18 protein-coding genes are annotated in these 20764 nt (G+C 63.1%); 14 read left to right on the plus strand and 4 right to left on the minus strand.

Going from position 1 to position 20764, the window contains the following annotated elements:
* Positions 1-71: 71 nt before the first annotated feature.
* Both IEW17_RS11210 and asnA read right to left on the minus strand, forming a co-directional pair.
* The gene (locus IEW17_RS11210; RefSeq protein WP_188562133.1) at positions 72-818 is read right to left on the minus strand and encodes a molecular chaperone DnaJ; all 747 of its coding nucleotides are present in this window, start codon (positions 816-818) and stop codon (positions 72-74) included.
* 174 nt (positions 819-992) lie between these two features.
* The gene (gene asnA / locus IEW17_RS11215; RefSeq protein WP_188562134.1) at positions 993-2027 is read right to left on the minus strand and encodes an aspartate--ammonia ligase; all 1035 of its coding nucleotides are present in this window, start codon (positions 2025-2027) and stop codon (positions 993-995) included.
* Between the two features lie 908 nt (positions 2028-2935).
* Between asnA and IEW17_RS11220 the strand changes: the two genes are divergently transcribed.
* The 7 genes from IEW17_RS11220 to IEW17_RS11250 all read left to right on the plus strand — a co-directional run bounded on the left by IEW17_RS11220 (position 2936) and on the right by IEW17_RS11250 (position 11914).
* Entirely contained in the window at positions 2936-3127 is a 192-nt protein-coding gene (locus tag IEW17_RS11220) for a hypothetical protein (RefSeq protein ID WP_188562135.1), read from the plus strand.
* A 137-nt stretch (positions 3128-3264) separates the two neighbouring features.
* Positions 3265-7617, plus strand: coding sequence for a PAS domain-containing protein (locus IEW17_RS11225; RefSeq protein WP_188562136.1), 4353 nt, complete (start codon positions 3265-3267; stop codon positions 7615-7617).
* Positions 7618-7619: 2 nt separating this feature from the next.
* Positions 7620-8273, plus strand: a complete 654-nt coding sequence (locus IEW17_RS11230) for a response regulator (RefSeq protein WP_188562137.1) — start codon at positions 7620-7622, stop codon at positions 8271-8273.
* 337 nt (positions 8274-8610) lie between these two features.
* Complete coding sequence (locus IEW17_RS11235) at positions 8611-8973, plus strand: hypothetical protein (protein WP_188562138.1); 363 nt, start codon at positions 8611-8613, stop codon at positions 8971-8973.
* Positions 8974-8981: 8 nt separating this feature from the next.
* Complete coding sequence (locus IEW17_RS11240; protein WP_188562139.1) at positions 8982-10040, plus strand: chemotaxis protein CheB; 1059 nt, start codon at positions 8982-8984, stop codon at positions 10038-10040.
* 393 nt (positions 10041-10433) lie between these two features.
* A complete protein-coding gene (locus IEW17_RS11245) occupies positions 10434-11507 on the plus strand; it encodes a sensor histidine kinase (protein WP_188562140.1) in 1074 nt (357 codons plus the stop codon).
* 11 nt (positions 11508-11518) lie between these two features.
* On the plus strand, positions 11519-11914 hold the full coding sequence (locus tag IEW17_RS11250) for a response regulator (RefSeq protein ID WP_188562141.1): 396 nt from the start codon (positions 11519-11521) through the stop codon (positions 11912-11914).
* Between the two features lie 83 nt (positions 11915-11997).
* Here the strand turns inward: IEW17_RS11250 and IEW17_RS11255 are convergent, their stop codons facing one another.
* The gene (locus IEW17_RS11255) at positions 11998-12435 is read right to left on the minus strand and encodes a response regulator (protein WP_188562142.1); all 438 of its coding nucleotides are present in this window, start codon (positions 12433-12435) and stop codon (positions 11998-12000) included.
* A 4-nt stretch (positions 12436-12439) separates the two neighbouring features.
* On the minus strand, positions 12440-15043 hold the full coding sequence (locus tag IEW17_RS11260; protein WP_188562143.1) for a PAS domain-containing sensor histidine kinase: 2604 nt from the start codon (positions 15041-15043) through the stop codon (positions 12440-12442).
* A gap of 620 nt (positions 15044-15663) precedes the next feature.
* Between IEW17_RS11260 and IEW17_RS11265 the strand changes: the two genes are divergently transcribed.
* The 7 genes from IEW17_RS11265 to IEW17_RS11295 all read left to right on the plus strand — a co-directional run bounded on the left by IEW17_RS11265 (position 15664) and on the right by IEW17_RS11295 (position 20747).
* A complete protein-coding gene (locus IEW17_RS11265; protein ID WP_188562144.1) occupies positions 15664-16818 on the plus strand; it encodes a glutathione-independent formaldehyde dehydrogenase in 1155 nt (384 codons plus the stop codon).
* Positions 16819-17217: 399 nt separating this feature from the next.
* Positions 17218-17436, plus strand: coding sequence for a DUF202 domain-containing protein (locus IEW17_RS11270; RefSeq protein ID WP_262891829.1), 219 nt, complete (start codon positions 17218-17220; stop codon positions 17434-17436).
* A gap of 9 nt (positions 17437-17445) precedes the next feature.
* Positions 17446-18123: a response regulator transcription factor gene (locus tag IEW17_RS11275; RefSeq protein WP_188562145.1), complete on the plus strand. Its 678-nt coding sequence runs from the start codon at positions 17446-17448 to the stop codon at positions 18121-18123.
* Between the two features lie 10 nt (positions 18124-18133).
* Positions 18134-19516, plus strand: coding sequence for a sensor histidine kinase (locus tag IEW17_RS11280; protein WP_188562146.1), 1383 nt, complete (start codon positions 18134-18136; stop codon positions 19514-19516).
* Between the two features lie 343 nt (positions 19517-19859).
* Positions 19860-20126: a hypothetical protein gene (locus IEW17_RS11285; RefSeq protein WP_229748956.1), complete on the plus strand. Its 267-nt coding sequence runs from the start codon at positions 19860-19862 to the stop codon at positions 20124-20126.
* Positions 20127-20165: 39 nt separating this feature from the next.
* On the plus strand, positions 20166-20393 hold the full coding sequence (locus IEW17_RS11290) for a four-helix bundle copper-binding protein (RefSeq protein ID WP_188562148.1): 228 nt from the start codon (positions 20166-20168) through the stop codon (positions 20391-20393).
* 45 nt (positions 20394-20438) lie between these two features.
* Positions 20439-20747 (plus strand): hypothetical protein, encoded by a 309-nt coding sequence (locus tag IEW17_RS11295; RefSeq protein ID WP_188562149.1) that lies wholly within the window; start codon positions 20439-20441, stop codon positions 20745-20747.
* Positions 20748-20764 lie beyond the last annotated feature (17 nt).

Raw genomic sequence — 20764 nt, forward strand, 5'->3', positions numbered from 1 at the left:
AGCCCGCTGCTCATTGGCCTCGTGGTTTTTATTCACGAGAATATTCGAGGGTGAGAGTGGGTCGAGGACGGTCAGAACCAGAGCAGTACAATCAGCGTCAGAACCGCTAACAGGCCGCTCACGCTGGCGGTATTCACCACCACTTCGGGCGGGCGGCTGGGCCACAGCCCTACCGCCGCCACCGCCCCAAGTAGCAAGGGCAGCAGCGCAAACGTGCCGTAAACAGTGCCGCCGTAGGGCTGAAACGGGGCCGCGCCATCGGGCGAGTTCGGGGCGCTAATGCGCTGCACCACGCCCAGCAGCCGCGTCTGCCACACCGTAACCGGCTGGCCCACCTCACGCACCCGGTACCCGATGGCGCTGGGTAGCCGGAACGTAGTGTGCTCGGTGCGCACCCGGTAGGCCAGCTGCGGGTCAGATAGCGAAGACGACACCGACACCGGGAAGCGGCTGCGCACGGTTTCGTGGGCGTACTCCCGCGCCGGCAGCGCCCAGTCGAGGCCCAGCAGCAGGACGCAGAGCAGCAGTGCCGCATTTAGGCTGCGGGCCACCTGGGCGTAGCGGACCAGTCGCTCATCGGGGTGCGGCAGAGCGGGCGCGAGGGCTGGTTCCTGGGCCAGGAGCACATCGTAGGCCAGCCGCCGCCGGGGGTGGCCCAGAATGCCGTAGCCGGCTTCCACTTCGGCCAGCCGGGCGCGCATGGCGGGGTCGGTGGCGGCCAGGCGCTTGAGGCGGGTGCGCTGGCGCACGTAGCCCTGCTCAATTTGCAGCGCCGTAGCCGTGGCCGCAATTCCCAAAACGCGGTAATAATTCTGCATAAGCCAAGCGCGGACAGGCCCGAAAATACAGTGTCGCCGCGATTTTGAAACGCTGCCCGCCCTTGCCCTATTGTGCCGCAGGCCCCGGCTGGCCCGCCACCCCATGAAAAGGGGATTGGATAGCCGCCTGGCCATTCAATCCCCTTTCTCAATAGCCTTGATTACCGGCCACTTCTACAGCAGCTCAATCCCGTCTTTGGCCAGCTCGCGGCGCACCGCTTCGGGCCAGATGCTGACCTGCACTTCCCCGATGTGGGCCTTGCGCAGCAAAAACATGCACACCCGCGACTGCCCGATGCCGCCGCCAATGCTCTGCGGCAGCTCATCGGCCAGCAGCATCCGGTGGAACTGCAGCTGCTGGCGCTCGGGGCAGCCGCGCAGCGCCAGCTGCCGCGCCAGGGCCGCTTTATCCACCCGAATACCCATCGAGGACACTTCAAACGAGGTTTCCAGCACCGGGTTCCAGAGCAGGATGTCGCCGTTCAGGCCGCGGTGGCCGGCTTCGTTCGGGGTGCTCCAGTCGTCGTAGTCGGGGGCGCGGCCGTCGTGGATTTCGCCGTGGCTCAGCTCGCCGCCAATGCCCATGAGGAATACCGCGCCGTACTCGCGGGCCGCCTCGTGCTCCCGCTGCTTGGGCGTGAGGTCGGGGTAGCGTTGCAGCAGGTCTTCGGCGTAGATGAAGGTGATGCCGGGCGGCAGAACCGGTTCGATGCCGAACTGCTCACTCACGAGCTGCTCGGTGGTTTTCAGGGTCTGGTAGATGGTTTCAACCGTGGTTTTCAGGAAGGGAATGGTGCGCTGCTCGGGCAGTATGTGCTTTTCCCAGTCCCACTGGTCCACGTAGATGGAGTGGATGGGGCTGTAGTCCTCGTCGGGGCGCAGGGCGCGCATGTCGGTCAGCAGTCCTTTGCCGGGCGCAATGCCCAGCTCGCGCAGCCGCAGCCGCTTCCACTTGGCTAGCGAATGCACCACCACGGCCCGCTGCTCGTCCAGGGCCTTGATGGGGAAGCCCACGGGCCGCTCCACGCCGTTCAGGTCGTCGTTGATGCCGGTGCCGTCAAGCACCACCATGGGCGCGGAGATTTTGGCGAGGTGCAGCCGGCGGGCCAGCTCATTGGCAAAGGTTTCCTTCACGAACGTAAGGGCCTCTTCGGTTTCGAGCAGGCCGGCCGCTGCGGACGTGGCAATGGGGGATTGGGCAGTTTCCATGGTGTGAAACGGGGTTGGTGTGAAAAAAATGTTCGGTTTGAAATGAGAAATCCGGTGGATTGGACAATAGGGTGCCACCTCCCTGGCGGGGAGTTTTTTTTGGGGTTCGAAGTAGTGCCGATGAGGCGGGGAAGGCAAAAAAAAAGCCTTCCGATTATGGAAGGCTTTTCAAATTGAAATAATGGTCGTTATTTCCTTTTTTGAATAATAGCCTCCCTTTCTCGGAATAAATTATTATTCGAGTTAGTGAAAAGGATGCTGTTATTGAACAGGAACATGGCGGGCGCTTTTTGTCTTAGCGGAAGCAATTATACAGCTAAATTACTTACCAATGGTATGCAGCGTGTTGCCGGCGCGCGTTGGTGCGTAACGTCACTTACTTGCTCAGCAAAATTATCAGGTTGAACGCATCTAAGCCAAGGCCATTTTGGCTGGCACGGTTCTCAGGTGCTCATCTTCCCATTCAGCCATTTTTCGTCGATTCTTAGAGCGGTTCCAGGGTTAGTGTACGTGTAGCGTGGACTCTGCGAGTCCGCGTGTCGGCCGGGCCGGGCGCGGACTTGCAGAGTCCACGCTACATCGCCCACGTACACGAACTTCGAAACTGCTCTGGTGCCATTCGTGTCCTGAATTTGGTGGAGTGCTTGTAAAGCCAGCTTGCGGACGGTTGCCAGATTCAACGGGGCGTTGTCGAGGCCAGTGCTGGCGAACGGAGCGATTGAAATCGGCCGGAACGGCCGAGAGGCTGCTGAGGTGGCTACCCCAAAGGGCAGAGCTACTCCTAATAGTTTAGCCCAAAATCTAAGTATAACCCGCAGCTGCATTTTGGTAGTAGCCGTAGCGCATTGCGATTCTTTCGGCCGGACCTTTGGGATAGCGTATCCCTGCGCTGCTTTTGGTCCTTCATCATGGCATATGACGCCCGCTTTGGCCCTTCTGCCCAAACCCCGGCGCAGCGCGCGTGGGTATTGGAGCAATTGCAGACCGCCCTGCCCAGCCTGAAAACTAAAGCCACGGCTTATGCCCGGCAGCTGTACGCCCGCTACGTGGCCGGCGAGCTAACCTGGGCGGATGTGCGCCAGGCCCTCAACGCCGCTTAATGGCTCAAAACCGGGGAATTATAGCACCTGATAATAGTTAGGCCCCTAGCGCTTTCACCTGTTTAATCTGAAACGGAAACTCTTGCGTAAGCCTGTTGAGTAGGCAACCAGCGGCTCCCTGTTGCCCACCGTCGTGCATGCGCAAAACTAACTCCTTCGATTCTCAGCCAGCGGACCAACCTGCTCCTTCCCCCGTTGGCAGTGCGGCCGGAATGGGACCGGACGCGGACTTTTTGCTGCAATGCCTGCCCTGGGGCGTGGTGGTGCTCGATGTGCACGGCACCGTGTTGCGCCTGAATCAGCAGGCGGCTGACTGGTGGGGCGCCCCGCAGCAAGACTTGGTGGGCAAGCGGCTGGAGCAGCTACCCGCCGGGACGCTGCCCGCCGACCTGCTGCAAGCCTTGCGACAGGTAACGAGCAGCCCGGCCCAGCCGTCCGGCGAATTTTTCCTGCCCCGGCACCAGCAGTGGATTACGATGTCCAGTGTCCGCCACACCGACGACTGGGTGGTGTACTGGCAGGACGTGACGGCGCAGAAGCAGCGCCAGGACGAGAATGAGACCCAGCAAGCCGCCAGCGACTCCCTGCTCGGGCGCACCGAAGCGGTGGCCCGCACCGGCAGCTACGAACTGGAGCTGGCCACGGGACGCTTTCACTTCTCCGATGGCCTGTATCGGCTATTCGGGGAGGAGCCCGGTGCCTTCGTGCCCGAGATGGCGTTTATCAACTCCCGCTCCCATCCCGACGATGTGGCGGGGGTGCAGCAGGTGCTGGCGCAGGCCATTGCCGACTGCCAACCCTACCACTACCAGCGCCGCATTTACCGCTCCGATGGGCAGCTGCGCACCCTGGAAGTCCACGGCCGGGTGGAGTGCGACGCGCTGGGCCAGCCCATGAAGCTGTTGGGCCTGCTGCAGGACGTAACCGAGCGCGAACAGGCGGCGCAGGAACTGCTGCAAGCCAAAGACGAGCTGGCCCGGCGCGCCACCGATAGTTACGTCGCGCTCTACAACTCGATGGACGAGGGCTTCTGCATCATAGAAGTCCTTTTCGATGCGGCGGAGCAGCCCTTCGACTACCGCTTCCTGGACGTGAACCCCGCGTTTGAACAACAGTCCGGGCTGCGCGAAGTGCTGGGCAAAACCATGCGCGAGCTGGCCCCCGCCCACGAGCAGCATTGGTTCGATGCCTTCGGCCGGGTGGCCCGCACCGGCAAGCCCACGCGCTTTGAAGCCGAGGGTGCGGCGCTGGGGCGTTGGTTCGACGTGAATGCTTTTTCCATTGGCCCGCCCCAACACCGACACGTCGCCGTTCTCTTCGCCGACATCACCGAACGCAAGCGGACGGAAGAAGCCCTGCGCCAGTCCGAGGCCCGCTACCGCTCCCTGTTCACCAACATGGAGCAGAGTTTTTGCCTGATGGAAAAAATAGCCACGGCCCCCCACGAGCCTAGCGACTACCGCTACTTGGTCGTGAACCCGGCGTTTGGGCGGCACACCGGCTTGGTCGTAGCGGCCGGCCAAACGATTCGGGAAATGATACCCGGCATCGAGCCCCACATCATGGCCATCTACGACGAGGTGGTGGCCAGCGGCGAGCCCCAGCGGTTTGAAACCTACGTGGCCGGGCTGGACCAGTGGTTTGAAGCGGAGGTGGTGCCGGAGGCGCAACCCGGCCACTTGGCGGTGCTGTTCAGCAACGTGTCGGTGCGCCGCCGGGCCGAACAAACCCTGCGGGAAAGCGAGGCCCGACGAGCGTATTTGCTGGCCCTGAGCGACGCGCTGCGGCCGATAGCGGATGCGGTGGAGGGGCAGGCCATGGTGACGAACACCGTGCTAGAGCACTTCCAAGCCGACCGCTACTTCTACAGCGAGATTGATGGCGACACCATCACAGTTCGGCAAGATGTGACCCGGCCCGGCCTGCTCTCCGTGGCCGGGGTGTACTCCTTCAGTGAAATGCCCATCTTCAACGCGATGCTGCGGCAGGCCAGCCTCATGGTGGTGCCGGACGTGAATACCTCGCCCGTGATGGACGACAACCTCAAGCAACTCTGCCGGGACTTGCAAATTCTGGCCTACATCAACGTGCCCGTCACCCGCCACGGGCAAGTAGTTGGCAATCTGTGCATTAGCCAATGCAACCGGCGGGAATGGACCGCGCTGGAGTGCGCGCTGCTGCAGGAAACGGCCGAGCGCACCTGGACCGCCGTGGAGCAGGCGCGCGCCGAAGAAGCCCTGCGCCAATCCGAAGAGCAGTTCCGCCTGCTCGTAACGGCCACCTCCGACACCGTGTACCGCATGAGCGCCGACTGGACGCAGATGGAGCAGCTCATCGGCAAAGACTTTCTGGCCGACACCCTGGACCCGACCCCCGACTGGATGGAAGCCTACGTCCCGGACGAGGACCTGCCCCTGGTGCAGACCACCATTGCCGAGGCCATCCGCCACCAGCACGTGCTGGAGCTGGAGCACCGCGTGCGGCGGGCCGACGGCACCATCGGCTGGACGTATTCGCGGGCCATTCCGGTATTCAACGCGCGGGGCGAGCTCACGGGCTGGCTGGGTACGGCCAGCGACGTGAGCGCCCGCAAAGCGGCCGAGGAAGCCCTGCGGGTGTCGGAAGCCAAGTACCGCGCCTTGTTCGAAACCATGGACCAGGGCTTTGGCATCGTGGAGGTGCTGCCCGCCGGGCCGGGCCGGCCGGCCGACTTCCGCTGGCTGGAAGTGAACCCCCAGGTGGAGCGCCTGACCGGCATAGCCCAGGCCGATTTGCTCCGCGACACCACGCGCAACGTCCTGCCGGAGCTGGAAGACATTTGGTACGAGCGCTACGAACGGGTGGCCCTGACCGGCGAGCCCGTCCGCTTCGAGCAGCACGTGCAGGTGCTGGGCCGCTGGTTCGATGTGTATGCCTATCCCCTGGAACCGGACGGGCCGAAGCCGTACCGCGTGGCCTTGCTGTTCACCAACTTTACCGCCCGCAAAGAGGCCGAAGAGGCCCTGCGCCACGCCGAGGAGCACCACCGCGAGCGGCTGGAGCAGCAGGTGGCCGAGCGCACCCAGGCCCTGGGCGAAAGCCAGGCCCGGCTGCAATCCGTGTTCAACTCCACCACCAACGCCGTGGTGCTGCTGCGGGCCGTGCGCGACGCGGCGGGCGGCATTCTGGATTTCGAGTACGTACTGGTCAACCCCGTCGCACAAGCCTATCACGGCAGCCCTAGCCTGATTGGCCGGCGCTACCGCGACCTGCTCCGGGGCACGCAGCGCCAGGCGGCTTTCGAGCGGTTGGCGGCCGTAGTTGAAACCGGACTACGTGCTGATTTTGAGGCGTTTGACGACTACGAAGGGCGCAACCACTGGTTTCGGCTAATGGGAGTGAAGCTCGATGACGGACTGCTCTACTCCGCCGAAGACATCACGGTGCGCAAGCTGCTGGAGCAGGCCCAGACCCAAAGCCTGGCCCTGCTCCGGCAGTCGGAGGCGGTGGCCGTAATGGGCAGCTGGGAGTACGACCTGGAAAGCCAGGAATTCACCTGGTCCGACGGTCTTTACCACCTCTTCGAGCTGCCCGTGGGCGGCGCCGTCGAGCTCCAATTCTTTCTCGATACCGTGCTGGACGACGACCGGCCCGCCGCCGCCAAACTTGTGCGCACCCTCACCACCGGCACCGCCAGCTTCGATACGACCCTGCGCATGCACGTGGGCCAGGCGGTGAAGACCGTGCGCTTCAAGGCCGTGCCAATCCCCGACGCGCCGGGGACGCCGGTGCGCATGCTGGGCGTGTGCCTGGACGTGAGCGACGTGCAGCGCCTCGAAGCCGAAAACCTGGCCCTGAAGCTGGACCGGCACAAAGAGCTGCTGCTGGCCATTTTGCAGGCGCAGGAAACCGAGCGGCAGCGCCTGGGCGAAGTGCTGCACAACGGCCTGGGCCAAATCCTGTACGCCACCAAGCTGCGCCTCGACCAGCTGGACACGCCCGCCTTGCAAGCGCTGCCCGCCCTGGCCGGCCTGCACCAGCAAACCGGCCGCCTGCTGGCCGATGCCATGCGCCAGACCCGCACCCTGGCCCACGAGCTGGTGCCCACTTCGCTCGCAGATTTTGGCCTCGCGGCCGCCGTGTGCGACGTCTGCCGGGACTTATCGACGCCGCAGCTGCGGATAATGTGTCACGTCTGGGGCGAGGAGCTACCGCTGCCGCAGCCCGTGCAGGTCACCCTCTTTCGGCTGGCCCAGGAGCTGGCCCACAACATTGTGCGGCACGCCGGGGCCACGGAGGCCATGCTGGAGCTGGAAACCCTGCCCGGCGGCGTCAGCCTGCGGGCCGAAGACAACGGCCACGGGTTCGACCCGCTGACCGCGGCCGAAGGCCTGGGCCTGCGCACCGTGCGCCAGGCCGTGGCCCTACTCGGCGGCACCGTGGCCGTAGACTCCTCGCCCGAATTCGGCACCCACGTTCGCCTGCGCATTCCCTTGCCTCTATTTACCTAGCTATGATTCGCGTTTTTATCGTCGACGACCACACCCTTATCCGCGACGGCCTGCGCGCCCTGCTCGCGGCCGAACCCTTGTTTGAGGTGGTGGGCGAAGCCGACAACGGGCAGGCGCTGCTCGACCAGCTGCCCACCGTGGCCGCCGACGTGGTGCTGCTGGACCTGAACATGCCCGTGCTCGACGGGCTGGCCACCACCCACCGCCTACGGGAAGAGTACCCGCACCTGCGCATCCTGCTGCTCTCGATGATGACCCACGAGCGCACCATTGGGGAAGCCCTGGCGGCGGGGGCCCACGGCTACGTGCTCAAAAACGCCGATAAGTACGAGGTGGTCGCGGCGTTGCAGGGCGTGGCCGCCGGCAAGCGGTTTCTGTGCTCGGAAATCGGGCTGGGGCTGTTGGATAAACTACTGCTCCAGGAGCCCCGCCCCCCGGCCCCGGGCACGAGCCCCGGGGTGCACCTGACGCACCGGGAGCGGGAAATCCTCCAGCTGGTGGCCAGTGGGCTCACGAACCAGGAAATCGCCGACCAGCTCTTCACCAGCAAACGTACGGTGGAATCGCACCGCCAAAACCTGTTGGAAAAAACCGGCGTGCGCAATACCCCGGCGCTGGTGAAGTACGCCATGGAGCACGGCTTGCTCAAGCTCTGACGGGCCCGGGCCGCTGTGCTCGGCTCCCCGGAATAGGACGGACCACTCACCTCCGTGCCAGACCCATTGGATGCGGGGAGAATGGACGGTATCACCGTATAAATACGGTGATACAAATTAGTGTTTATCCCGATGAATCGGGTAAATATGCTGTGGAGAGGTAGTTTGAGGGGTCATTCCTTTGTATAAGTGTTTGAAAGCCTTGTTTCAAGAGGGCAGCACGGCCGGGACATTGCTTGATTTTGCAAGTGGTGTTCCGGCTGCTGTCACTTGTTACGGGCTACCTCGAACCGGCGGCTACCTACTATTTCGGTGGTTTACTTAGCGCTCCCTCCCCATGCCAGCTTATCATTCTGCTCTGCTGTCCATACCGGCTGCAGACCCGGCGCTTACGCCCGTGAACCTGGCCGACTTAACGGCGAAGCAGCGGGCTTGTCTGCTGATAGCACCGCCGCCGCACCTGCTGGTCGACTGTGGCGGCCACCTGATGCCGCACCCGCTGGGGGTGGGCCGTTTCGTGGCGCAGCTGCTGCTGGTGCGGGGACGGGGAACGTGCATCTGGCTGTGCAACGTGCATCCGGGGCTGCGCCGCTGCTTGCAGCAGCTGGGCCTGGCGGCCGTGTTCCACCTAAGCGGGCAAGGAAAGTTATCCGGAGCTACTGCCACCGGCCCGGCCCCTCGCCGTGCGACCTTGAGTTAACAAACACTATGACTACGCTCGTAAAGACCCGAAAGCCCTTTCGGGACATCGTCGTTATCGGCGCTTCCACCGGCGGGGTGGCGGCCCTGACGGAACTGGTAAAATCGCTGCCGGCCGACTTTCCGGCCCCCATTTTCGTGGTGATGCACGTGCCGGCCGACTCGCCGAGTCTGCTGCCGCAGCTGCTCAACTCGGCGTCGGTTTTGAAAGTCCGGCACCCGCAGGACGGGGAAGTGGTTGAGGCGGGCGTCATTTACGTGGCCCGGCCCGACCACCATCTGCTGCTGGAGGGCAACCGGGTGCTGGTGACCCGGGGGCCGAAGGAAAACCGGTTCCGGCCGTCCATTGATGCGTTGTTCCGTTCGGCGGCTTACACCTATGGCCCCCGGGTAATCGGGGTAGTGCTGACGGGCTACCTGGACGACGGCACGTCCGGCCTGTGGAGCGTGCAGCGCATGGGCGGGCTGGCCGTAGTGCAGGAGCCCTACGACGCCGAGCAGCCGTCGATGCCCACCAACGCCCTGGAATTCGTGGCCGCCGATTACGTGCTGCCCCTGAACCAAATGGGGACGCTGCTGGTGCGCCTCACGCAGGAGCGCGCCCCCGCCAAAACCCGCCTGCCCGCCGCCGCGCTGGACCTGCTCAAAATCGAGCTGACCATCGCTAAGCAGGGTGGGGGATTTGAGCTGGGCATTATCGATAAAGGCAAGCTCACGCCCTTCACCTGCCCGGACTGCCACGGCGCGCTCACGCAGCTCATCGAAGGTAATTTGATTCGCTACCGCTGCCACACGGGCCACGCCTACACCGTCAGCGCCTTGCTCAGCGAGGTTACGGAGTCGGTCGAAAGCATGCTTTACCAGGCGATGCGCGGGCTGGAAGAAACCAAGATGCTGCTGCAAAACCTCGGCCGCCACTTTGCCGACGACCTGCAGGAGGCCGTGGCGAAGCTGTTTTTCCGCAAAGCCGACGAGACCGGCCAGCAGGCCCGCGTCGTGCACGAGTCTATTCTGAAGCACGAGTCCCTCAGCGGCGACCTGCAGTTTAAGCGCAAGAAGCTGGCCTAGACTGGTCACCCAAGAACCTCCCAATTATCACGTTTCTCTATTTATGGTATTGCTGGTACTGCTATTGTTCTGCTCGTGCCTGGGCTGCCTGCGGGAAGGGGTGTGGACGAAGTACACGCCCGCCGACGTGGCCCGGTGGAAAGCCCAATCGGTGGACGAAACGGCGGCTCTTTACCTATCTCTCCCAACGCAGCGGCCCGTCACGGCGCCCCTTCCCCGTGGTTTGTCTGGCCGTGCTGGGAGGGCTGCGCTACGCCGCGAAACTTCTGCTGCTTCCGCCAATGAGTTTAACGCCCGTATCGCACAAGGCGGCCAGGGATGAAGTCCAGCGGGCCTCTGCCATTGCCAAGTGATTCCCTGCGGAAGGTGGCGGGCTCCTAATCTACCAAGCCGATGATAACCGTTGCGCCCATCGCGGATACCGATATCCGGTTTCGCTCGTTGTTTGATAACACGCCCGAACTAATTCTGTATCAGAACGAAGCGTCCATCATCCTGGATGCTAATCCGGCCTTTCTCGCGCTGGTAGAGAAGCTGAAAGAGCAGGTGGTTAACCACCCGTACGATGAGTTTCTGCCCGCGGAAGTCCGGGGCCTGTTCCGGGAAAAGCTGGCGGAAGCCTTCACCGGCAAGACTGTCCGTTTTGAAATGTATGCCGCGCAGGGAAACTCCGCGCCCCGGCACTGGGACGTGATGAAGGTGCCGGTGCGGGAGGGAAACCGGGTGGTCGGGGTGCACATGGTGGCGCGCGACATCACCGAAAAAAACCGGCAGCAGCAGGAGATTTTTGCGCAGAACAAAGACTTGCAGCAGTTTACCTACATCGTGTCGCACAACCTACGCGCGCCCCTGGCCAACGCCCTCGGGCTGGTGGACGTGCTGGGCCAGGAGCGAGCGGATACCCCGGAATTCGAGCACGCCCAGGCTTACCTGAAAACCAGCCTGCACCAGCTCGACCAGGTGCTGGTCGACATCAACACCATTCTGACCATCCGCGACAAGGTGGATTTGGCCGCCCCCGAGGACGTGCCCCTGGCCGAAGTGGTGCAGCAAGTGCGGCAAAACCTGCAAGACGTGCTGCACGACTGCGGCGGCACCCTGCGGACCACCATTCCCGCCGGTTTTCGGGTGCGCGGGAACCGGGCCTACCTCTACAGCATCTTTTTCAACCTGCTGTCCAATGCCATTAAGTACCGCGATGCCCACCGGCCGCTACTCGTGGAGCTGACGGCAACGGACGAAGCGGGGCCGGGCCCGCTAATCACCTTCGCCGACAATGGCGTGGGCATCGACCTGGAACAAGCCGGCGCGGACGTATTTCAGTTGTACAAGCGGTTTCATCCGCAGCACCCCGGCCGCGGCGTGGGCTTGTATCTGACCAAAACCCACGTCGAGAGCATGGGCGGGCGCATTGAGGTGCGTAGTGCGGTTGGCAAAGGCACCCAATTCACCATCACGCTTTGCTGAGCCCGCGCCCCATGCACACGCTGTTGATTGACGACGACCCGATTACGACGTTTTTAACGGAACGGCTCCTCCGGCACGAGGGCTTGTCGGACACGGCCGCCTCGTTCCAATCCCCGACCGAAGCCCTCACCTTTCTGCTGCGGCAGATACCGGCCGGCCTGGTGCCACAAGTCATTTTGCTGGACCTGAACATGCCCATGATGAGCGGTTGGGACTTCCTGGACATCCTCAAACGCCACGAAGTGCAACTGCAAGGCCAGTGCACCGTGTACCTGCTCACTTCCTCCGTGGCCCCTGCCGATGAAGTCCGCGCCAAAGCGCATCCATTGGTGGCGGGGCTGCTGCTAAAACCGCTGGACAAGCGCAAAATTCAACAAATCCGGGACCACGTGCGGCCGGCCGCTTAGCGGGCAAACCCGCCCAAGGGCGCGTAGAATCCCACGTAGCGCCTGTTTATCGATAACTGTTTGCTCCATCTGGTTGGTGATGGTCAATGGTCGCGTTGCGGACGGGCCTGGGTTGCAGGGAAGTGCTCCAGGAGCAACTGGTTGATTTTGTCGCGGGTGAGGGGCTTGGTGAGGTAGCCGTTGATGGGCAGGCCCTGCATCTGCTCCACGTCTTTGGGGTTGAGCGACGTGGTGAGCATGATGATGACCACGGCCGGGTTTTCGGTGGGCGGGCGCTGGGTGTAGGCCTGCAGGAACTCGGAGCCGTTCATGAGCGGCATTTTCATGTCGAGCAGAATCAGGGCCGGGCAGCTGGGCGAAGCGACCGGCGCACAGTGGGTGCGCAGCAGGACAAGGGCCTCCTGGCCGTTGCCGGCAACGAGAATGGTATCGGTGATGGCCATGCGCTTAAGCAAGGCTTGGTTGAGGAAGTTGGTGGTGTCGTCGTCGTCGACGAGCAGGATACAGGAAATAGCGGCCATGATATCAGGAAGGCAGGAAAGGAAGAAAGGGTTGCGCGCCGAGGTTGGCCGTGTGGGGCAGGTACACGAAAAAAGTGGTGCCGACGCCGAGCTGGCTGTGCACGTCGATGCGGCCGCCGGCATTTTCCACCATGCGCCTGACCATATACAGGCCGATGCCGGTGCCGTCGACGTGGTCGTGAAAGCGCTGGAACATGCCGAACAGCTTGGGTAGCTGGGCCGGGGCCAGGCCGAGGCCGTTGTCGTGCACTTCGAGCACGGTGTGGCCGGCCCGGATGTGGGCGCGCACGTCGACGTGAGGGGCGCGGTCGGGCGAGCGGTACTTGACGGCGTTGCTGAGCAGGTTGTAGACGATGCTGCGCAGGTTTTTCGCGGCGAAGTGGATGGGCGGCGTGGCGGCAATGTCGACAACCAGCCTGGTGCCGGTTTCCTGCAGCAGGGGCAGCAGGTCCTGGCGCACGTCCTCGACCACGGCGGCCAGGTTGACCGAGTCGGCGGCGGGGGTGTGCTCTTTTTGCAGCTTGGACACCTCGGTAAGGTGGTCGATGGTGCGCTTGAAGCGCTCCACCGCATCGAGCATGCGGGTCAGGGTCGGGCCCACGGTTTGGTCCTGCACTACGGCGGTGGGCAGCTCTTCCTGCAGCAGGTAGAGCAGGCCCTCGATGTTGGAGATGGGGGCTTTGAGGTCGTGCGAAGCAGTGTAGATGAAGTTGTCCAGGTCCACATTCGTGCGCGTGAGCTGCGTGTTGGAGGTGGCGAGCTCGGCGTTGGACGCTTCCAGCTGCCCGTTGATGGCGGCCAGCTGGTCGTTTAGCTCCTGCACCCGCTGGCGGTCCCGGACCTGGGCAGTGACGTCGGTGCCCACCGCCGCCACGCTGGTGACGGTGCCATCGGCGTCGCGCAGGGGCTGGTACACGTAGTTCAGGTACACGGTTTGAGTAGTATCGCCGCGCAGTAATTGGGCGGGGACGCCCTCGGCCACGAAGGCCTCGCCGCTCTGGCGCACCTCATCGAGCAGCTCCTTGAAGCCCTGGTCGCGCGCTTCCGGCAAGGCCTCGAACACGGGACGGCCCAACAACTCAGCCGGGGTCCGGCCCCACAACCGGGCCACCAACGGATTGGCCACTTCCACCACGTAGTCGGCCCCGCGCAGGATGCCGATGGCCACCGGGGCCTGCTCGAACAAGTCCCGCAGCTGCTGCTCTCGGGCCGCGCGCTGCTGCCGGGCCAGCACCTGCTCGGTCACGTCGAAGGCAAACAGGGAAATGCCGGCAATCAGCCCCCCTTCGCGGTAAGCCTGGTAGGTGAAGTTGAAGTATTGGGTACAAAGCGGCTGGCCCTCGACCGGTGTCGGCGCGAAGGGCAGTTCCTCGCCAAAGAACGTTTCGCCGGTTTGGTACACACGGTCCAGCGTAGCAACAAATCCCTGCTCCTGGGCTTCGGGCACGGCCGCCGCCATGCCGAGGCCCAGGAGCAGGCGGCCGGGAAACAGCGCCTGGTAGGCCGGGTTCACGTACTCGAAGCGGTGTTCGGGCGCTCGAAGCAAGGCAATCAGGGCCGGGGTTTGCTCAAAGACATTGCGGAAGGTCTCGCGCTCCTGCGCCTGGCGCCTGGCCGCGGCCAGCAAGTCGGCTTGCAGCGCTTCGGTTTGCTGGCGGGCCAGCACCTTTTCGGTCACGTCTACCGCAAAAACCAGGATGCTCTGGGACTGGCCCTGCGCGTCGGGCAGGGCCCGGTAGATAAAGTCGAGGTAGTGCAGCTCGGGCTGGCTGGTGGTCGAGCTGAGCAGCTGCGTGGGCCATTCGGTACCCCGAAAGGCCTCCCCCGTGGTGTACACTTCGTTCAATAAGTCGATGAAGCCTTGTTCCGCCACTTCGGGGTATGTTGCGGCCACGGCCAGACCGGGGCGGGCCCGGCCTCCGGCCAGGGTCTGGTAGGTGGCATTGAAGAACGTGTGGTGGTGCTCGGGCCCGGTGAGCAAAGCAATGGCCGCCGGTACCTCCCCCAAAATCTGCTGTAGCTGGTTTTGTTGGGTGCTTAGCTCTTCCGTGCGCTGTTGCACCCGCGCTTCGAGCTCCTGCTTGAGCTGCTCCAGCTGCTGGCGGGCCCGCACTTGCTCGGTCACTTCGGTGGCCACCACCGTCACGCCGGTTATCTGGCCGTCCTCCCGGCGGAGGGGTTGGCTTTCGCGCAGGGCTACTTCCACGGGGGAGCGGGGCTGGTCGGCTGGGTTGGTGAAGCTGACCAGCAGGCCCGCGCCGGCGCGGCGGGCGGCCAGGCGGTAGTAGTTGTTGTAGCCGTCGGCCTGGTAGTTGACGTTGTACTCGCGGGGCTCGCCCGTCACGAAAGCATCGACGTGGAACTGGAAGGTGCCGTGGGCGATGCTGTGGGGCCACTGCTGGTTGTGGGTGAGCGTGGGCACCTCCGGCATGGACATCATGCGCTGGGCCGCGGGGTTAAGGTACTCGAAGGCGAAATCGATAATGTCGCCCGAACCGGTGGGGGCATGGACGGGCGAGTAGAAAATGATGCCGGTGAGCGAGACTGCCAGCAGCTCACGCAACAGGATGGCGTCGGGGGCAAGGGCGGCAGCGGCAGGCGGAAGCATTGGCAAAAGCGACGAGGTGGGGCAACCAAAACGAGGAGCGGTGAGGCGGCGCGCAACTTTTGGTGGACGATTACGAGAGTCAGAACGGGCCGCGGGGGACAGGGTTGTCGGCTAAAGAAAACGCTGCTTTTGCCAGAGGCACCGTTCGCCCAAACGTGCCCCCTACGCCGTCGCCTCGTTTGCTTGTTTCCTTGATGGGGAGGCCCGGCGGTTCGGCTCGCTCGGCGCGGGGGCCGGCCGCCTTCGTCCGTTTCCCGCTCAGGCGGCTGGCTGCGCTTACAAACCGGGCTACTCGCACGCTGCGGCTCACCCGGTTCCATCGGTTTAGCCGGTGCTCCGGCTTGTGCGGCCGACTATTTTGACCACCATAATCACCACCGCGTGCCCGCTGGCATCGGCGGTCAGCCTCCGTGCCGCACCCACCAAAAAGCTCTTCAAACCACTGCCCCAAACGGTCCAGCTTAACTGAACTACCTGGATGTCACCCCGGGCTTTTTTGTCTGAATCGATAACCTCAACCTTGCCGACGGGATGGGTTATTTATGCGCCCCAAAGAGATAACCCTTTGTCCGAAAAACCCGTTAACACGGTCATTGAGTCAAATTTTTAACCCCAAAATCATGAAGGCAATTGTTTATTACGGCCCCTTGGATGTGCGAGTATCCGACAAGCCCGACCCTAAAATTGAGCAATCCACTGACGTGTTGGTGCAGATTACCACTACCAACATTTGCGGCTCCGACCTGCACATGTACGAAGGCCGTACCAACATGGAATCCGGCCGGATTTTTGGCCACGAGAACATGGGCCGGGTCATCGAAGTCGGCAAGGCGGTGACGTATGTTAAAGTGGGCGATATGGTGTGCATGCCTTTTAATATTGGCTGTGGCCACTGCAGAAATTGTGAGCGCAAACTCACCGCTTATTGTCTGACACTGAACCCCGGTTTTGCCGGTGCGGCCTATGGCTTTGCCGGCATGGGGCCGTACGAAGGCGGGCAGGCCGAATACCTGCGCGTGCCGTACGGAGATTTTAACTGCCAGATATTGCCGGAGGATGCCAACGAGAAAGAAAACGATTACGCCATGCTTTCCGACATCTTCCCAACGGGCTACCACGCCACGGAACTGGCGGGGGTGAAACCGGGCGAATCGGTGGTTATTTACGGCGCCGGGCCGGTCGGGCTCATGGCCGCGCTGTCGGCCCGCATCAAAGGGGCCGATAAAATCATGGTGGTGGACAGCCAGCCCGACCGGTTGAAACTGGTGGAAGAATTGGGGGCCATCCCCATCGATACTTCGAAAGGCTCGGCGGTGGACCAAGTGCTGGAATTGACGAAAGGCCAGGGCGCCGACCGGGGCTGCGAATGCGTGGGCTACCAGTGCTGCAACCGGCACGGCCAAGAGCAGTCGAACGTGACCATGAACGAATTGGTCAAGGCGGTGAAATTCACCGGCTCAATCGGCGTGGTGGGCGTTTTCGTGAATGAAGACCCGAAATCCAAAGAAGAGCTGCAGAAAAAAGGCCACATGGACTTCGACTTCGGCACCTTCTGGATGAAGGGACAAAGCATCGCCACGGGCCAGGCCAACGTGAAATCGTACAACCGGGAGCTCTGCGCGCTGATTTCTTCCGGCAAAGCCAAGCCTTCCTTTATCGTTTCCCACGAGCTTTCCCTGGACGAGGCCCCCGATGCGTACAAGCACTTTAATACCCGCGATGACGGCTGGACCAAGGTGGTGCTGAAACCCGGCAAAACGAGCAGCAAGAAATAAGCGCAAGCCAGGAGTTCAACGCCTGGAGTGGTTTCAGAATGAGGGCCAGTCGCCGGATTCATCCGGCGGCTGGCCCTCATTTCGGTTATGGCTTGGCCCGGCACGAACGGCTTGCCGCGCACCGTGCCATACTCCTCACGAAGTGGATTGTGAGAACGATGTAGAGCCGCAATAGTTGGCGTTTCGTCGTTAGCTCCGCTGACCTCCGGTTGCACGGCTTGCGTTAGCACCGTTAGGCGATTTCGTCCAACGAGAAGACGCCAACTATTGCATTTCTACATCCGCCTGATTTTCGCACACCAGTTCCCGACGAGTATAAATCAATCCCAACCTGCCGATGTCCGTTCCTTCTAACCTTGCCCCCCGCTTACCGACCGTCTGGCGCTGGAACGCACCCGGCTGGCCAGCGAACGGACCTTGCTGGCGTATTTGCGCTTTAATTTCACGCTGGTTATCGCCGGTTTCGTGCTCATTAACTTTTTTCGGGAGAACCTTTACGTGTGGGTGGGCGTGGTCCTCGTGCCGGTAGGCGTGGCGGTGACCGTGGGCGGCTGGTTCCGGTTTCGGAGCCGACAGCGCCGCATTCGGGCACCGGTTCCTCGCCCACTCGTGGCATAGCAACTGTTTATGAAACTACTTATCGTCGAAGATGAACCCAAACTGGCCTCGTTCATAAGCAAGGGCTTTCGCAACGAGGGCTACGAACTGGACGTGGCCTACGACGGGCGCATGGGGTGGTCGATGGTGCAGCAGCACCGCTACGACCTGGTTATTCTCGACGTGAACCTGCCGCACCTCAACGGCTTCGAGCTGTGCCGGCTCATCCGGGCCGACTACCCGCAGCTGCCGGTGCTGCTGCTCACGGCCCTCGACCGCCTCGACGACAAAGTGACCGGCTTCGAGGCCGGGGCCGACGACTACCTGGTCAAGCCTTTCGAGTTCAAGGAGTTGCTGCTGCGGGCGCGGGTAGCCACGCGGCGCAGCTCCGAAGCCACGGCTGTGAAGCGGGTGCTGCGCCTGGCCGACCTGGAGCTGAACCTGGACGCCAAGACCGTGAGCCGCGCCGGCCAGCGCATCGAATTGACGACCAAGGAATACACCTTGCTGGAATACCTGCTTCTGAACCGCAACCGGGTAATTTCGCGGGTGGACATTGCCGAGAAAGTATGGGAATTAAACTTCGACACCAACACCAACATCATTGACGTGTACGTAAGCCACCTGCGCAAAAAGCTGGACAAGGGCTTTGGAACCAAGCTGATTCACACCGTGGTGGGCATGGGCTACGTCATGCGCGAAGGATAAGGCCGAACCGATGCTGATTCGCAACAAACTCATCCTGCGCTTTACCCTGCTGGTGCTGGCCATTCAGCTCAGCTTTTCGGCCTTCGTGTATTACTTCCACGCCGCGGCCCGGCAGCAGCGCTTCAGCCACCGGCTCGCCGGCAAGGCCATTATGACGGCCCGCCTGAACCTGGGCGCGGCGGCCAGCCCGGTCGATTCAAACGCGGCGCCGGCACGGGCCTTTCGACGACGCGACCTGCTGACCATCGAGCAGGAAGAAATCAGCATCTACGCGCCCGACAACCGCCTGCTTTACGTGAGCGACGACACCGTGTCGCAGACGGAAAACCTGCGCCAACTCGCGCTGGGGCCGGCGGCTGGCGGGGTGCCGGTGCGCTTTCTGTCCGGGCCGCTGGAAGCCGTGGCGCTGACTTACGGGCCGGCTGGCCGGACCTACCGGCTATTTGCGGCCGGCTACGACGAGCTGGGCCGGGCGCAGCTGGCTAGCCTGCGCCTGATACTGCTGGCCGGCAACGTGGGGGCGCTGGTGCTCATCATTCTGGCAGGCTGGTACTTCGCCGACGAGTCGCTCAAGCCCATTGCGCGGGTGGTGAAGCAGGTGAAGCGAATCACGGCCCGCGACCTGAGCCGGCGCGTGGACGAAGGCAACGGCACCGACGAAATTGCGCAGCTGGCCATCACCTTCAACCGGATGCTGGGCGGCGTGGAGCAGGCGTTTGAGGCGCAAAAAAGCTTCGTGGGCCACGCTTCCCACGAGCTACGGACGCCCCTGACCGCCGCCTTGGGCACGCTGCAAACCGGCCACGCCTACGACCAGAATTTGGCGGAGGCCAAGGACAGCATGGCTTCCGCCGTGGAAGATTTGCGCCACCTCGTGGCCCTGACCAACGGCCTGCTGGCCCTGGCCCAAGCCGACGAAGCCGGCTTCCGCCGCGAAACCGTGCGCCTGGACGAGTGCCTCACCCAAGCCTTGGCCCAATGCCAGGCCCGCTACCCCGGCCGGACGCTGCAGCTGCGGTTCGGCGAGGTGCCGGACCGGCTCGACACCCCGTTTGCGGTGACCGGCAACGCGCAGCTGCTCACCAACGCCCTGCTCAACCTGCTGGATAATGCCTGCAAATATTCGCGCGCTAACGTGGTGGTGGTATTGGGCTACCGCGACCCGGTCACGGTGGCCGTGGCCGTGGCCGATACCGGCATCGGCATCGAGCCCGCCGAGTTGGCACGGGTCACGGAGCCGCTCTACCGGGCCGGGAACGGCCGGCAGGAGGCGGGCTACGGCATTGGGCTGGCCGTGACGCAAAAGATTGCGCAGCGCCACGGCGGCGAGCTGCACCTGGAGTCAGCGGTTGGGCGGGGCACTACGGCCACGCTGCACTTGATGGCTGTCTGAGCGGCCCGGTGCAGCTTGATTTCGTTCCAAACGCAAGGAAATAGCGCCCACCGGGGAAGTTATACCCGTAGTCGCTGAACGCGCACGAGTTGACGAAGCGGCGGCTGCGCCCACCGGGGAAGTTGCCGCCGAACCACCCGGGTGCGAGGTCGAAATAGCCCGTCTCCATTACGTGGCCGGTTGCGCTGCCGATGTTAATCCGGTTGCCGACGGCGGCAGCTTCTGGTCGCAGCAGGACGTGCTGGCCGGCCGGCCCCGTTTTAATGTTTTTTAATCTCGGGTTCAGGCCGCGTTAATGTCGGGGGGAGTGCTTTGTGGCATTAACTGCCGTCTGGCTCCTGCTATGAAAGGAGAAAATCGCCCCCGAATGCTGCTGTACCTGCTGGTGGGCGCCCTGCTGCTCTCCACAGTGCTGAATTTCTATTTCCTGCTTCGGCTCGATGCCCGGCTCGATGCCCAGCTGGTAAACCAAGCGCTGGAATCCCAGCTGCTTGACCCGGCTATCATCCCGCAGCAGCCGGTACCGCTCCAGTTGCCGGATAAGTCGCCGGATAAGTTGCCGGATAACCAGCCCGCCCCGGCCGATACCCTGCTTCTGGTTCAGCCCTAGCGTAATCATTTCCGATTTCTTACCGCCCTTCTCCTGTTTATGCTTCTCCGCCGACAACTCTTGCTCGATGCCCTGCGAGCCTGCGTCACTGCTTGTAATGAATACTTCTCGAGTAGTCTGAACGGGCCAGCTGTTGCGGCGCGGGTACGCGGTATCCGGCTTAGCCGGGACTGCGCCGACGAATCCTCCCAATACTCCGAAGCGCACAGCCGCCGCTGCACGGAGGCCATGCGCCAGGCCGAAGACGCCTGCCGCACGGCCTACTAGGCGCCCTCATTGCCTGCTACTATTTCACTTTTCACGCCTCAGCCCATGACTACTACTGCCAGTTTCTCGGCCTTGTCCCTCCCGGCGCAGTGGCTGGCCACCCGCCAGCTGCGGCGCGACATTGTGTGTCGCCTGGGCCAGTCCGCGGCTTCCCTGGCCTGGTGGCGAATGGCCCTGCTCGAAGTCAACCCGCTGCTGGAATGGACTATTGACCAGCGCGTGGTGGTGGTGCGCCGCGGCCGGGCCCTGCTCGACCGCGTGGCCCGCTGCCACCTGCTCTCGCTCACGCCGGGAACGGAGCTGGCCACCAACCCGGACCTCATCGACCAGGAGCTGCTGGCCCTGCTGCCCTAAGCGCTACCCCTTTCATC

Origin of the sequence: Hymenobacter frigidus (assembly GCF_014640435.1) — a bacterium.
GTDB classification, from domain to species: Bacteria; Bacteroidota; Bacteroidia; order Cytophagales; family Hymenobacteraceae; genus Hymenobacter; species Hymenobacter frigidus.